14 protein-coding genes are annotated in these 13,603 nt (G+C 37.6%); 4 read left to right on the top strand and 10 right to left on the bottom strand.

Annotation, left to right across the window (positions count from 1 at the left end; genetic code table 11):
* Window positions 1-2 precede the first annotated feature (2 nt).
* The 5 genes from H3302_RS17990 to H3302_RS17970 form a co-directional block, all read right to left on the bottom strand.
* On the bottom strand, window positions 3-1,271 hold the full coding sequence (locus H3302_RS17990) for a PotD/PotF family extracellular solute-binding protein (RefSeq protein ID WP_182396435.1): 1,269 nt from the start codon (window positions 1,269-1,271) through the stop codon (window positions 3-5).
* Between the two features lie 84 nt (window positions 1,272-1,355).
* Window positions 1,356-2,279: a diguanylate cyclase gene (locus H3302_RS17985; protein WP_182396434.1), complete on the bottom strand. Its 924-nt coding sequence runs from the start codon at window positions 2,277-2,279 to the stop codon at window positions 1,356-1,358.
* A complete protein-coding gene (locus H3302_RS17980; RefSeq protein ID WP_182396433.1) occupies window positions 2,270-4,381 on the bottom strand; it encodes an EAL domain-containing protein in 2,112 nt (703 codons plus the stop codon). The genes H3302_RS17985 and H3302_RS17980 overlap by 10 nt, the downstream gene beginning before the upstream one ends.
* A gap of 516 nt (window positions 4,382-4,897) precedes the next feature.
* On the bottom strand, window positions 4,898-5,128 hold the full coding sequence (locus tag H3302_RS17975; RefSeq protein ID WP_182396432.1) for a hypothetical protein: 231 nt from the start codon (window positions 5,126-5,128) through the stop codon (window positions 4,898-4,900).
* A 16-nt stretch (window positions 5,129-5,144) separates the two neighbouring features.
* On the bottom strand, window positions 5,145-5,549 hold the full coding sequence (locus H3302_RS17970) for a hypothetical protein (protein ID WP_182396431.1): 405 nt from the start codon (window positions 5,547-5,549) through the stop codon (window positions 5,145-5,147).
* Between the two features lie 993 nt (window positions 5,550-6,542).
* Between H3302_RS17970 and H3302_RS17965 the strand changes: the two genes are divergently transcribed.
* A complete protein-coding gene (locus H3302_RS17965) occupies window positions 6,543-7,418 on the top strand; it encodes a hypothetical protein (protein WP_182396430.1) in 876 nt (291 codons plus the stop codon).
* A gap of 87 nt (window positions 7,419-7,505) precedes the next feature.
* On the opposite strand, the gene H3302_RS17960 is transcribed toward H3302_RS17965, so the two are convergent.
* Window positions 7,506-8,390 carry a WYL domain-containing protein gene (locus H3302_RS17960; protein ID WP_036970301.1) on the bottom strand — a complete coding sequence of 295 codons (885 nt, stop codon included), beginning with the start codon at window positions 8,388-8,390 and terminating at the stop codon, window positions 7,506-7,508.
* A 705-nt stretch (window positions 8,391-9,095) separates the two neighbouring features.
* Here H3302_RS17960 and H3302_RS17955 point away from each other — a divergent pair.
* Genes H3302_RS17955 through H3302_RS17945 form a run of 3 tightly spaced genes read left to right on the top strand, consistent with a single transcriptional unit; the run spans window position 9,096 to window position 10,885 of the window.
* The gene (locus H3302_RS17955) at window positions 9,096-9,371 is read left to right on the top strand and encodes a multiubiquitin domain-containing protein (protein ID WP_182396429.1); all 276 of its coding nucleotides are present in this window, start codon (window positions 9,096-9,098) and stop codon (window positions 9,369-9,371) included.
* Window positions 9,346-10,530 (top strand): ThiF family adenylyltransferase, encoded by a 1,185-nt coding sequence (locus H3302_RS17950; protein ID WP_036970305.1) that lies wholly within the window; start codon window positions 9,346-9,348, stop codon window positions 10,528-10,530. The genes H3302_RS17955 and H3302_RS17950 overlap by 26 nt, the downstream gene beginning before the upstream one ends.
* Complete coding sequence (locus tag H3302_RS17945; protein ID WP_182396757.1) at window positions 10,514-10,885, top strand: DUF6527 family protein; 372 nt, start codon at window positions 10,514-10,516, stop codon at window positions 10,883-10,885. The genes H3302_RS17950 and H3302_RS17945 overlap by 17 nt, the downstream gene beginning before the upstream one ends.
* A gap of 48 nt (window positions 10,886-10,933) precedes the next feature.
* Here H3302_RS17945 and H3302_RS17940 read toward each other — a convergent pair whose 3' ends face one another.
* The 4 genes from H3302_RS17940 to H3302_RS17925 form a co-directional block, all read right to left on the bottom strand.
* Window positions 10,934-11,170 (bottom strand): hypothetical protein, encoded by a 237-nt coding sequence (locus H3302_RS17940; RefSeq protein ID WP_182396756.1) that lies wholly within the window; start codon window positions 11,168-11,170, stop codon window positions 10,934-10,936.
* Window positions 11,171-11,909: 739 nt separating this feature from the next.
* The gene (locus H3302_RS17935; RefSeq protein WP_182396755.1) at window positions 11,910-12,302 is read right to left on the bottom strand and encodes a hypothetical protein; all 393 of its coding nucleotides are present in this window, start codon (window positions 12,300-12,302) and stop codon (window positions 11,910-11,912) included.
* Between the two features lie 49 nt (window positions 12,303-12,351).
* On the bottom strand, window positions 12,352-12,666 hold the full coding sequence (locus tag H3302_RS17930; protein ID WP_182396754.1) for a hypothetical protein: 315 nt from the start codon (window positions 12,664-12,666) through the stop codon (window positions 12,352-12,354).
* Between the two features lie 217 nt (window positions 12,667-12,883).
* Window positions 12,884-13,300 carry a hypothetical protein gene (locus H3302_RS17925; RefSeq protein ID WP_259369928.1) on the bottom strand — a complete coding sequence of 139 codons (417 nt, stop codon included), beginning with the start codon at window positions 13,298-13,300 and terminating at the stop codon, window positions 12,884-12,886.
* Window positions 13,301-13,603: the final 303 nt, after the last annotated feature.

The following is a 13,603-nucleotide window of genomic DNA, read 5'->3' as shown; positions in this document are numbered from 1 at the left end:
CCTTATGCATTAAGTAGCTCATACCACTTATCTAAACTGTAGTCATAATTTGGCATCACGGTATTCCAAACAGCGATGTTTGAAAAGCGTTTAATATAGCTGCCACCATCCCTTACTTCGCCAGCTTTAACAGATACTTTACCATCCGTTCCCTTCAAGTCAGTTGATGCTTCTTGTCCTTCATACCAATAGTTCCACTCAGGTTTCGACATAAGCGGTTGGCTTCGGCTAGGGTTAGAAATGTAATATCCTTGCCTTGCTATAAATGCGCCTGGGTAGCCGGATAACCACCAGTTCATATACTCATACGCTGCATCTTTAACATGCCCATGGGTATTTTTTGATAAACACATAACTCCATGCCATGCTCTGTACCCTTCTTTTGGCGATGCATAAGTTACTGGAATGCCTAGCCCATTTAGCGCACTGACCCCTGGTGAGAACATACTTTGAATGGTCACTCGGTTCATTTTCATAAAATCAACAGATTGCGGAACCGAAGTCCAAAAACCTGAAAAATGACCTTGCCGTTTCTTTTCAAATAAAATGGCAAATAATTGGTCAATCTCGGCAATAGTCATATTGCCGAAATCATTAAATTTCATTAATCCTTTAGCTTGAGCAGCTAGAGCAGCGTCAAAAATACCTATTGTTGGTGCATTAACTAAGGCTACTTTCCCTTTATTCTTTTCATCTAATAACCATGCCCAAGATTCTGTTTCGTAAGGGATACCTTTTTCAATAACATTCGTGTTATAGCCAAATGAATCGACATTATGTACATATGGCATGAAGCTAATTAATTTGGATGGTGTTGCTCCTAACGAACCATCTGCCTGTGCATAAAGCAGCTTGTTTGGTGAATCGCCTGCGCCTAACTTTGCATCCGGTACAATTTTGCCAGTCTTGGTAAGTGGGTTTATTTCATCCCAATAAACGAGTCTATCAACCTCGATTGGCTGAATTGCATCTGCTTGCCACAAAATATTAATAGAGTCAGACCATTGCTCAAACAAATCAAAAGAACTAGGGTCTGCTGCTGCTTTTTGTAAAACGGCGGCACTCCCCATAGGCGTAAACTCGATGTTTATACCTAGCTCGCGCATTGCTCTCTGTCTAAGCTCTTCTTGCAATGTAACATGTGTTCCCATCACACGAAGGGTTACTTTGTTCTTTGCAAAAACATAAGGAGCTTTAAACGCAAGTGTTGATGCCGCAGCACCAACACCGAGTGTTTTTAGAAAATCTCGACGCTTTTGGGAATGTTTCATCGTATATCTTGGTAAGTTAACAGTCTCAAAAGTATAGGCTATGTTCCTGAGGTTTCTACAAAAAGTAATAAGAAAAACCCAAAATCAATCACAAAAGCTTAGCCTAAAACAGTTTCGCCCATCAGCCTTAGCCGTATAAAGCGCTTTATCTGCGCAACTAATCAACTCGCCTAAGCTCACCTTATTTTGGTGCTCATAGATAACCCCACCGATACTAACTGTAGCGCGGCCCCATAAAGACTTAAAATGTGGGATATTAATTGCCTCAAGCTCTGCTGAAATACGATCACATATGAATTTAACGCCGTCGAAGTCAGTGAATGGCAGTATGACAAGAAACTCCTCGCCACCATATCGTATTGCTATATCTTGAGGTCTTTGAATAGATCGCTCAATAACATCAGCAATTATTTTTAGGCAAGCATCTCCCTGCGGATGCCCGTATTGATCGTTGTATAATTTAAAGAAGTCGATATCCAGCATTAGCAAGCTGAACGGTTTCCTCTCTCTTGAAGTTTGTTTAAAAACGTTTGCAACTTCTAAATCCAAATAGTGACGGTTAAATAAGCCTGTCAACGAATCTTTATAAGTAAGCTGTAATAGTTTTTCTAATCGAAGCTTATTCTCTAAATGATTTTTCGTGCGGTGTATCAATGTCGATGCAGTAATAGGTTTACCAATAAAATCAGAAGCACCAGCTTCCCAGCATGCATTTTGGTATTCCGTGTCGTAAGTCGAAGTGATGAAAATTATTGGGATATTTTCGAATGTAGCTTTAGCCTTAAGTCGCCTACAAATATCCAGACCACTTATATCCGGTAAATTAATATCTAGTAAAATCAAATCAGGAAGTAAATCCTCACAGGCTTCTAAAACAGCCTGACCTGAAGAGTATGCATCCACGGAAAAATGATCTTCTAAAATAACTCCTAAACTTAGCCTTACCATCTCATCATCGTCAACGATGAATACTTTACATTGTGATAAGGGCTTTAAACTTAAGGACATAATATTCCTTCAGCTATACTGGTTTGAATTAGCTTATCAACGTTGTTGAAACTCAATGGTTTACTAAGTAAATAACCTTGACCAATTTGACAACCAAGCTCTTGCAGTCTGCCTTTTTGCTCCAAAGTTTCAAGCCCTTCAGCCACAATTTGCAGTCCTAGTGAATGAGCTAATTCAATTATAGTAGTAACAATATTAAATGCTTGAGCATCATCAAGCATATCACGAACAAAAGACTGATCTATTTTCAGCACATCTAATGGGAATAATCTTAGATATGAAAGGCTTGAGTATCCAGTACCAAAGTCATCAAGAGCAATACTCACCCCCATTCCAGAAATAAGCTTTAATTGACTTACAGTATAATCAAAATTTTCAATCAAGGCCGATTCTGTCACTTCTAATTCTAAATAACGGCTAGGTAATTGCGTTCTTTCAAGAATCTCAGCAACAGTATCTACAAGTTTAGTATCTGTGAACTGTTTAGCAGATATGTTTACTGCAACTTTAATAGGGAGACCTTTATCGAGCCAATTTTTTGCAGCAATACAGCTTTTTTCTAGAACCTGTTCTCCTAAGCGAAAAATAAGCCCTGTCTCCTCGGCATATTCAATAAAATGAACTGGAGAAATAAAGCCGCCTTGCCCATCTTTTAAACGGACTAAGCTTTCTACACCAATAAGTGTGTCAGTGTTTAAATCATATTTAGGTTGATAATGAACGTCGAGATCATTTTCTTCTAGTGCCTTTCTTAGCTTATTTCCAACCTCAAGGCGTCTATTCATTTCAATCTGTAAATCGTCACTAAAGTAAAAGTAACTATTTGCAGATTCATTCTTTGCTTTATACATTGCAGAGTCTGCATGACGAAGCATCTCTTCAACGCTTGAAGCATCGTCGGGATACACACTTATACCTAAACTTGCTGTAAGCACATGTTGTTCACCACCAGACCTGAAAGGCTTGCTAATAACATTGAGAACTTGATTAACAAGAGGCTCTAGGCTTAATGAGTTAGCTGAATGAGGAACAACGAGTGCAAACTCATCCCCGCCAACACGTGCGACAGTAATATCGTTACATGCAAATAAATCTAAACTATGACCAATATGGGCAATTATCTCATCACCAACGTGATGACCTAATGCATCATTAATAAACTTGAACTTATCTAAATCAAGTAACATTAAACTTAATTTAGAGTCATTAAATTCTGCTCTGGCTATGCCTTGCGTGAGTCTATCATGCAGTAACACTCGATTTGGTAGTGCGGTCAATTGATCATGATGAGATAAATAAGTCATCTGCATTGACATAGCTAAAGCTTCGCTTACATCTTGAAACACCATAACAGCGCCGCATTGATTATGGTTTTTATCAAGGATAGGAGCTGCGCTGTCTTCAACTCGATGTTCAATTCCTTGCTTACTTATTAGTTGCGTATTTAAAGCCATAGCAACAGGTCTATTTTCATTTAATGCAACGACTAATGGGTTAATTGATGAAGCTTTGGTCGTAGCATCGACTAACTTCATGACTTCTTCAATATGGCGACCTTTCGCTGCTGTTTGTGACCACCCTGTAAGTCTTTGCGCTACAGGGTTCATATACACAATATTTGCCTTTTTATCAGTAGAAATAACAGCATCAGCAATCGAGTCAAGAGTGATTCTCAACTGCTCTTTTTCAGCAAATAGTTCTGCTTGAGTCTGTTGCAATATCTTTTCTTGCGACCTGATTTTTATATGATTTTCAATACGAATTCGACATAGTCTGAGGTTTAAGGGTTTTGAAATAAAGTCTATCGCGCCTAAAGATAAGGCTTTTTCTTCAATCGCAGGATCGCTGTGAGACGTAATAACAACAGTTCTAATATGTGCCAGAGTAGACTTTTTCTGTATGACTTCTAAAATATCAAAACCACTGACTGTAGGCATTTCTAAGTCAAGAACTAAGATATCAGGCTTAATTTTTTCTATAAGTTGTATAGCCTCGGAGCTATTGTTAGAAGTTGTAATCTTACCAACATCCTCTAGGGCATGCTCTAACTGTAAGGTATTAATTTCTTCATCATCAATGATAAGAACGCTGCAATTGTCCATTTAAGTTTCCCGCAATACTTTGTACCTACTTACAATAACGCTAAAACAGTAAATTTGCGACACACTTTTTTATTAGTCTTAAAATATTATTTTTAGTTTTTTAAGTAGTTTTTGAGGTTGATTTACTTTGCCAGAAAACAGCATATTCAGAGCATAAGAAAATATTAAAGTCGCAATCACCTTCAACAGTTTCTAACTTAGAGCTAAAGAAATTAAAGAAAGAAGCAGATTTCACAAAGTTTTCGCTCAAAACAGAGCTTTACAATATTAGGTTAACTCCTTTTGAATCAGAGGTTTATTAGCAAAACGTCAGCTTTATAGAATTAGAGTCAATCCTACCAAGTTGCTTTGGTTTGCTTTAGGTATCTTCGAGTCACCTTTAGTTATATTCGTTTTGAGGAATAAACTAGCAAGAATTTACAGTTAAATCTGGGCGAAGTCTTAAATACATATAAAACAGACCTTATTGGAATTTGAACACAGAAAAGCCCACTGATGTGGGCTTTGGTAAGGACATTAACTAAAACTAACGAGAATTTGATTACCAACTTTTTGTATTAGCTGAGAAGAATTTTGCTCAAACCTAAACTGACAGTCACCAATTGAAAAGCGGGTAACTATCAGATCTAGTGCAAACCATTTCTTATTTGAAGTGTATTTTCTTTTCAAAATTTCTTTGATCAGATAAAAAACCACTGCGAATAAGATGATTGTTGCTACACCTGCCCAAAATGCTATCCACCACATCTCTTCCTTGGCTAACCTAAAAATCTGTATTATCACTGATACCTGCATCATCAAATCCCCAGTCTGACGCACCGTGGTCGTCATCAAACGTTATGATCCCGCCTTCATCCGATAACATAAAGCTATGATCTGTGTGGTTTACATGGCACTCATCAGTACTCGATATTGACTCTGACAAAGCTAAGTTGTCATTAATATCAATTAACGATACAGGCTCTATAAAGGGCTCTGAAATATCACTTTCATCTGTAAGCACGCAAGAAGTTGCAGCAGCCATATCTGTCTGCGCTGAGAGGTTTAAAGGATTGGTCAGAATGTCATCACATACATCAATTGGGGTGATTTGTGTATCTATATCTTCTTCTAAAAATGGCTCTACAGAACAATGGCCGAATAGTTTTAAACTTAGTAAGTCTGTCATAATTGCACCTTAATTTTCGTTTTGGCGCTATTTGACTTTAAGAATTTAAAACTCATTTGCAAACATATTTTTAAAAAACTTTTATCGACTAAAAAGTTTTCAAAGATAAAAAGTGTTGACTGCTTTTATCTATGGCTTTGTTTCTCGTGCAGCGCTAAACACCAGCCTGTTTACGGTTTAATCACAGCTAATGCTGTGCAGGCAAACCATCTTATCTATCTCATAATTCGTTCTCCTTGGCTCTTTGTAGAGCTTGATTATTAATAAAAGCAAAGATACTCATCCCGCTACAATTCGAGGTTCTGTATCTGTTTTTTGTCAACGAGATAATCGTATACGCATTATCAAAGATTAATAAAAGTAGATTATGCAGAAAGTGTTCTGGTGTTAATTACAAAGCGAAGCGTCATCTCGCATCAAAGCAACCGCTTTGACTGCAACAAAAAGCAGTTATGAAACAACTCAATAAATCGCGTAGTAAGAATAATTGCGAAGCCAATTTTCGAGCGCAGCAGCGCATGTCCGACCGTGGCGGACTAACCCCGCTTTTGTTTTTGTGGAGCAAAAATTTACTGTGAAATAGCGAAGCAATGAAACAGTAAACCTAAAAGTGAGGATACGAACGACTGCCAGCGTTACAAGCAACAAGATTTATCAATGCGCAGCCTGGCATGGCAAAAGGGGGGTTAGTGCGGCGCAAGCCGGACATGCGCTAAGCGTCAACCCTAGAAGCGAACGCTTCGTAGAGCCAGCTCGTTGACGAATGTCAACATTAGAGCTGGTGTGGGTTGTAAGCGTTTAATCGCAAAGTGAAACCTTTGCGATTAATGAAGTGAAACTTCATATTTAGTTTATTTATAAGTAGTTTCATCAGGTGCAGTGAAGCGAATGCTTCTCCTAATGAAAAACCGATAGTTCATCGCTATTTGAACAAAATTCGTATCACTCAAACCTTCATATCTCCAAGTAAACAAATCACGATGGAGATAAAAAATGACGATAGATAAAGATACCTCAGGTATTACCAACAGTAATGTATATCTGCCTTACTTTGACATCGATATGCATTACAAAAAATATAAAAACCGACGACAACAAGGCCAGGTAAAACTAGAGTGGACAATAAAACATGCAATGCGGTTTGGATTTGTATCAGCGATTGTATGTGCAGAGGTATGGCAAACGAACAGAGCGAAGACGTTAGAGTTTTTAAACAAGCTCGTCGATATGGGGTTACTTCAAGCAGCTAGAACAATCCGCGCGGCAGATGGGCGCATCTATGTATTATCATATACAGGCGCACAATATGCGCGTGAGTTAACACAAATCGACTGCCCTTTTCGCTCAACATCAGAGCCAATACACCAGGTGAATCAAAACTCAATTATGCATGACAGCATTTTAAGTTTAGTTCTTGCGCTTGGCATTCAAAATAGTAATACAGACGGTACTCCCAATCCGCTATGGAAAGCCTATTTGACTGAGTTAGAGTTTAAACGCCTTTTTCCAGCAAATGATGTAAAAAACGTTGATGCGCTAGTATTACTGAACAATAACGAAGTCGCTGCAATTGAAATAGAGCACTCATTCAAGCGAAAACAACAGCACGAACAAAGCATTTTAAAATTTAAAAGCGCATTATTTGGAGAGCAGAAGTTGTATGACAAAGTCTTTCTTATTGTGGCATCAACAAAAATTCAGCATGACACAAAACGCTTCTATAAGCAGCTACTCAATGAAATGCCAACTCGGTTTGACAAGAAATCAAAGCTGCCACTACTGACGGAGGCAGAAGCTGAGATAATGAATGAAAAAACAATTATAAGAACAAAATTTATCAGTGTGATTACTGATAAATTTTATTCTTGATTAAATAAATATAACTATTTAAAAAATTTAGCTGTAATGGTATAGCTTAACGGCGCGATAGTGTTCCTAAGCAAAAAACACAATTCCCTATGGTTTATTATAGCCCGGAGCTAACAGAGCATTTTCTACATCGTATAAGGTTTCTGGGTTTTTCAAGTAAAGCTGATATTGCTTTCCATCTAAACTATGATCTGTTGAAGAATCAACATTCCACATTCTTAACCAATACCCAGCAACAGCGGCCCTAACCTGTATGGTTAATTGCCCATTTTCCATTCCATACTCATACTCTAGCGCTTTTTTATTATTTAAATTCTTTAGACTTGGATGAGGTATCAGTTCTAATCTAACCATGCGGTTCCATTGATAATCAGCATCGTAAGTCTCTTCTGGAAGTACCTTACTATCAATATGCTTAATACTCATTATTCGACCAATAACGAAGTCCCAGAACCGACCTCTTGCTTTATCGTAAGAACGAATGTGCCACCTAGTACCATTATCAACAAATGAGTGTGGAACTATTTCTGTAGTTTCTACTCCTCTAGAAGCTGCACAATATTCAATAAGCACAGCCTCACCATTTGCAACTGCTCTAGTTAGGTGGGCTAATACATCAATGGAAGGCGCTGAAATGCGCGGCACCCCTAGCACACCACCAGAGTGAGTTATACCGATACTTTGTGCAAATTCTGAATTTCTGAGTATCGATAATGCAGTATTTCGCTCAATTGGAAAAATAGGGTTAAAACCTCCCAGCTCGATAACCCACTTCTTAGTACTCTTATCCAAACTCATATTTCCAGGGGCTAAGTCGTTATATGCTTTTAGATCTCTCGTGGCCGCAGGCATGCTAGTTTCAAATTTATCAACAATATCTTTACGAATAATCCAACCTCTAAACAAAAGAGTAAGCTCAATAAACCTTAACCTCTCTTTCACTGAGTGAGATTTTGTTTCTAATTCTGACATGTTCCTCTCCCTTTCAAAATTATAATTATCATGATAACTGATATTTTTTATATCGCAAATCAACTTAAAGGATCATTTGACATGATCAAAATGATCATGTAGTTTATTTAATGATCAATAATGATCTAAATTAGTACTCAATAGATGAGAGGTAATATTACTATGGCAAAAAATGGAAAATCTGGCGATAACCGACGTCATGGAGCTGTCCGGAGCAGATCTCAAACTCAAACACCGAGCGGGCATTGGGTAAAGAGAGATTCTGCGACAGGTCAATTTATGGATGTGAAAACATCTGACAAGACACCTTTTCGAGGTGTTAGAAAAGAAAAATAGGCAATGGTAAAAACCATTGCCTATTTTCTGTGAAACGTGAAACAAAGTATCCGTTTAATACTTGTTTCGGGCACTAGATAAGAGGACTCATGCCTCATAATTATGCCATTACATCCTGCAAGATGTCGTAAAAGCATAACGACTGTCGTTTCACATTACAAGAGATTCCTCTCAAATCAACTTGGAGGACTTCGCATGGCTAAACAAAAATTAGTTCATGTAATGTCTTATCCTCGATTTCGTTTTGGGCGCTGGGAGCAAGTTTGCTCTCACTGGCGCTCAAGATAATCGTGGATAGAACTTGTATGGGAGACAGTGCCAGCCCTGAATGGCACTCTTATTTAATTTAAATTAATTGGAGTAATTGTTATGCCTAACAATAACCCGAACCATGATATTCATGGACAAAATAAAGAGTTTGTGGTCATCGTAAATGGTCGACCAAAAACTGTTACCGAAAAATTCCTGTCATTTGTTGACGTTGTAAAACTAGCCTTTGGAGATTTTGTTGATAATAGCAGCAGAATTTATACCATGACCTTTAAAAAGGGAGTCGATAAAAGAGAAGGTTCTATGGTCATGGGTGATGATGTCAGAATTAAGAGCGGGGTGATCTTCAATGTCACAGCAACTGATAAATCTTAGTTCCGACTTAAAACGCCTTCAAAATGAAGGTTACGAGTTAACAATTCAAAATGGTCATGTCCTATTAAGTAATGTGCCATACGTGAATAGTCAAAAAGAAGTTAAGTTCGGCACTCTTGTGTCGGACTTAACCTTAAATGGCAATGTTACCAAAAGACCATCAACTCACGTTATACACTTTATTGGAGAACAGCCATGCAATGCTGACGGATCCGAGATTCAACAGATCATCCATATAAAGAACAATACGCCATTAACGGGCAATTTAGTCGCAAATCGTTCATTCTCAAATAAACCAAATGGCGGGTATAGCGATTACTATCACAAGTTTACACAATATGTATCTATATTACAGAACCCAGCACAGGCAATATCGCCAGCAGTGTCTGCACAAACCTATAAACCCATTGAGTCTTACTGTGATGATGACATTTTCAAGTACATTGACACCAACTCTTGCAGAGCAGGTATAACAGCTGTATCTGCAAAGCTTGAAAGTCAGCGTATCGGAATTGTTGGGTTGGGTGGCACAGGGTCTTACATTTTAGATTTCGTATCTAAAACTCCAGTGAGTGAAATTCACCTTATTGATGGAGATGAATACTGCCAGCACAATGCATTTCGTTCACCTGGCTCTACATCTTTAGATGAATTGAATCTGCTCAGGTTTAAAGTAGAGCATCACAAACAACGCTATGATTCAATGCGTAATGGCATTTTTGCTCACCCAGATTATCTTACAGAGCAAAACCTGCACCTTATAGAAGAGTTGGATTTTGTGTTTATTTGTATTGATAGTGGTTCAGCCAAAAAAGAAATTTTTAAGTTCCTTAAATCTAAATCGATTCCCTTTATTGATGTTGGTTTAGGAATTCAGTTAGTTGACGAAAAACTAACAGGGATAGTTAGAACGACTCTCTGCACTACTGACAGACACGAGCATCTTTCAAGTATTGTGTCACTCAGTGATGCAAACGAAGATGATTACTCCAGCAATATCCAAATTGCAGAGCTAAATGGGCTTAACGCAGCCTTTGCTGTGATAAGGTGGAAGAAATTACTAGGCTTCTATCATGATCATAATGGAGAGCATAATTCAACCTACACGATTAATGCGAATATGCTTTTAGGAGATGAAGAAGATGAAGATGCAGCATAAATTTGTTGATTATGTGCCGGAAAATATACAATCCACCACAGTGTATATTTCATTGGAGTACGGTACAGCCGTCCATAAATGTTGCTGCGGATGCGGTGAGGAAGTGGTTACGCCACTTTCTCCTTCTGACTGGAAACTTATTTTTGACGGTAATAGTATTTCTTTAAAGCCTTCAATTGGTAATTGGTCTTTTAAGTGCCGATCACATTACTTCATTACAAAAAGCCGTGTAGTTTGGTGTAACGATACAGGCTTACAAATGATTGAAAATACCTGCAACTCAACTATTAATGAAAACTCTAAATTATCCTTATTTGATAAACTTAAAAATTGGTGGAGTAACCTTAAACGATAAGCTGCTTTATCAATCTTCATAAGAAAAGCGCCCATTGGGCGCTGAGTATTACAAGTACTTCTCTCTTAAGCTCGACTCTACATAACCTAAGATTTCTGCAAATATGAATGCGATAATAAGTCGTGCGTATCCATCGATACCCGAGAATGAGTAACCTGGTGCAGCTCTGTAGATTGAAAAATAATCCACGACCCAAAACCCAACTGCAATAACCACAAATATATAAATTACATTCACGATAACTCGAACTAAATCTAGAACGAACTTTAAGCGTAATGTCTTCACACAGTTTCTCCTGTTTTATGTACTGTGCAAATACATAAGTTTGGTCGATGAGAAATCTAAAGAGAAAAGCAGGCACACTGTGCCTGCTTTTCTCTTTTATTGCTCTGCCATTCATCTGAGTTTGTTGCAACGCATTCGTGCAACTCACACAGCTAACTCTCCCTACAGTTAACTCTTATCGCAAACCGCTTATATATGCGAGCTGACTTCCTAAAGAAGCCAAATCTAGGTCCTCCGCCAGGGTGCGGTGGTAACGACATTTGCTAAGTGATGATTGAGCGTCCTGCTTATTTCAGTCTGTCTCGCACTATTAAGTAAGAAATAAACAAGCAAAATAAGTGTGTTTATTACCAGTTTAGTAAAGTGAATTTTGGTTTACTATCTTAATAGCGCCGCTATTTTGTACTTGAGAAAGCATGTCATGAATAGTAGAAATGACATTTATATTGCTCTAGGCCGTATAGTGAAATCATGCTGAGATTGCTATATGTTATAGTTAATTACTAGCAAATGTAGCGAGCTCTATTTTTACTCGCTTTGAATTGGAGAAGTACTATGAACTTTCAGATTGAATACTTAACTTTTCTGGTCCCCCTATCAATGATGATTGGCGGCGCTATTTGGGTATATCTAGATAATAAAAAAGTGAATGCCAACGAATAGTGTCATTGCAAGTAAGGGCATGACGCTATCTGACAGTAATTTGCTCAATAAAAGCGACTCTTTCGAGTCGCTTCAATTAACCATCTTTTTCAATGATTGTGTTCCAATGCCACTGCGCTAATTCGAAAAACAAATCAGGCGGCAGTAGAAAGAATTGTTCAAATTCATCAGCCCAGAGCTCGCAGAAATCTTTGATTTGGTCAATGTAAAAGATGAGTATGCGGTACATACCGCTCCCTTCAAGATACTGACTTTCAAGGCTATGCTCTCGAGCAATAGACTTGCTAACACTGACCCCGACGACTTTTCCAACATCATCACGATGAACGTAAATGTATTGTGAAAAGTCTAACTCAAGCCCGTCTTCGTTAGTGACACTTGCAAGCCAAAGGCTCGTCGATGCGTCTTTAAAAGGTGACTTAGATTCTCTTGTGTACTTTCTGACAATTTGAAGTTTTGTTTGGTCCATGTTTATCTCCTATATGTACTTAAAGATAAACATGTTCACTGCAAGCGAATTAATGCGAGTTATCGAAGTCAAATTCTAACTGACGTTCATCAACAAAGCCTTCAGTATCACCAGCGTCATTACTCATTAATAAGTTAGTGTTGCTGAAAAGCAGTAATAATAGTGACCTTAGAAGAGATAACTGTTCATAACTAAAACTAATTTTGTAGCTACTCGAAAAGCAGTGAAATAACAGCTTCTCTATATCAAAATTATCTTCCGTAAAGTTTAAGTCATAAATAGCGTCATATTCTTGATAGAGGCACTGGCTAACTTTCTCTAAAAAATCGGCTGCTACAGCTGCATTAAATTTGTCATTATCCATTTCATTTACTCCATGTTATTAAAATCAAAAATAAGAAGCGGCAGACAATGCAAATTTTGCATAAGTAGCTCGCATTTATTTTCGAAGACAAACTTTTTGGAGATGAATATGACTAACTCAAACGTTGTGGAACCATTTCAGAAACGACCTGCAATAGCTAATGATGGCTACATATATTACGTAAGAAATCATGTAGCACATCGAGAGTTCTAATACTTTAATCAAATACCTTTGAATGTGCAAAAACGACCTCACTATCTGCGTAGCGAGTTATAAAGTCACTTTCATCAAAATCAAAATCATAAAAGCAAGATGTAGTTATTGGTTTTTCATTCTCGAGTAAAATTTCAAATTCGGCCTGTAGTACTTCAGAAGCGCGTATAGGCTTATCAAAGTACACGTAACATTTCGAATTACCACCTAATGAATGAGTTTTTCCATCAATATTTATTTTATTACCCTCAATTACAATTTCATTGGGTGTAATAGCTAGATAAGAGAAATAGTAGACTGCACATAAATAAAATACTGGAGATACAAACAGTGCGGCTTTTATCTTTATGGATTCCGTATCATGAAAGTAATATGTAGATACCAAAGATACCAATGAGAAAAGAAGTGTTATGACAAACATTGGTGTAAGCCAGTTTTTTTTAAATTTGAAGTTCAATATTGATTACCATTTTAAAGCTTAAGTTGACTCAACTGCATTGAACCAATTAAGGAAAGTAATTTTAAGGCTCTCGCCTATTTCCGCAAGCATCATTTCGATAAGCATATGCTGAATAAGTCTTAACTTGATCTGCCAGATTTGATTTATAGAGTTGAATTAAATCTGACAGTGAATAGCCGATTTGTGCCATGAGCAGTCATTCATGATCAACTCGTTTCTGCCCCAAAACAACTTAGCTCGAGATTCCTAACCACTTTCTCATGC

The sequence above is a fragment of the Pseudoalteromonas sp. MT33b genome, assembly GCF_014117385.1.
In the GTDB taxonomy this organism is placed as follows: domain Bacteria; phylum Pseudomonadota; class Gammaproteobacteria; order Enterobacterales; family Alteromonadaceae; genus Pseudoalteromonas; species Pseudoalteromonas lipolytica.
The sequence above is the reverse complement of the archived record's forward strand: the minus strand, read 5'-3'. Positions and strand labels throughout refer to the sequence as shown.

What these genes read in the sequence shown, in the direction of transcription:
- H3302_RS17990 (WP_182396435.1), bottom strand. Translation starts at nt 1,271, where the DNA reads ATGAAACATTCCCAAAAGCGTCGAGATTTTCTAAAAACACTCGGTGTT.
- H3302_RS17985 (WP_182396434.1), bottom strand. Translation starts at nt 2,279, where the DNA reads ATGTCCTTAAGTTTAAAGCCCTTATCACAATGTAAAGTATTCATCGTT.
- H3302_RS17980 (WP_182396433.1), bottom strand. Translation starts at nt 4,381, where the DNA reads ATGGACAATTGCAGCGTTCTTATCATTGATGATGAAGAAATTAATACC.
- H3302_RS17975 (WP_182396432.1), bottom strand. Translation starts at nt 5,128, where the DNA reads ATGTGGTGGATAGCATTTTGGGCAGGTGTAGCAACAATCATCTTATTC.
- H3302_RS17970 (WP_182396431.1), bottom strand. Translation starts at nt 5,549, where the DNA reads ATGACAGACTTACTAAGTTTAAAACTATTCGGCCATTGTTCTGTAGAG.
- H3302_RS17965 (WP_182396430.1), top strand. Translation starts at nt 6,543, where the DNA reads ATGACGATAGATAAAGATACCTCAGGTATTACCAACAGTAATGTATAT.
- H3302_RS17960 (WP_036970301.1), bottom strand. Translation starts at nt 8,390, where the DNA reads ATGTCAGAATTAGAAACAAAATCTCACTCAGTGAAAGAGAGGTTAAGG.
- H3302_RS17955 (WP_182396429.1), top strand. Translation starts at nt 9,096, where the DNA reads ATGCCTAACAATAACCCGAACCATGATATTCATGGACAAAATAAAGAG.
- H3302_RS17950 (WP_036970305.1), top strand. Translation starts at nt 9,346, where the DNA reads ATGTCACAGCAACTGATAAATCTTAGTTCCGACTTAAAACGCCTTCAA.
- H3302_RS17945 (WP_182396757.1), top strand. Translation starts at nt 10,514, where the DNA reads ATGAAGATGCAGCATAAATTTGTTGATTATGTGCCGGAAAATATACAA.
- H3302_RS17935 (WP_182396755.1), bottom strand. Translation starts at nt 12,302, where the DNA reads ATGGACCAAACAAAACTTCAAATTGTCAGAAAGTACACAAGAGAATCT.
- H3302_RS17930 (WP_182396754.1), bottom strand. Translation starts at nt 12,666, where the DNA reads ATGGATAATGACAAATTTAATGCAGCTGTAGCAGCCGATTTTTTAGAG.
- H3302_RS17925 (WP_259369928.1), bottom strand. Translation starts at nt 13,300, where the DNA reads ATGTTTGTCATAACACTTCTTTTCTCATTGGTATCTTTGGTATCTACA.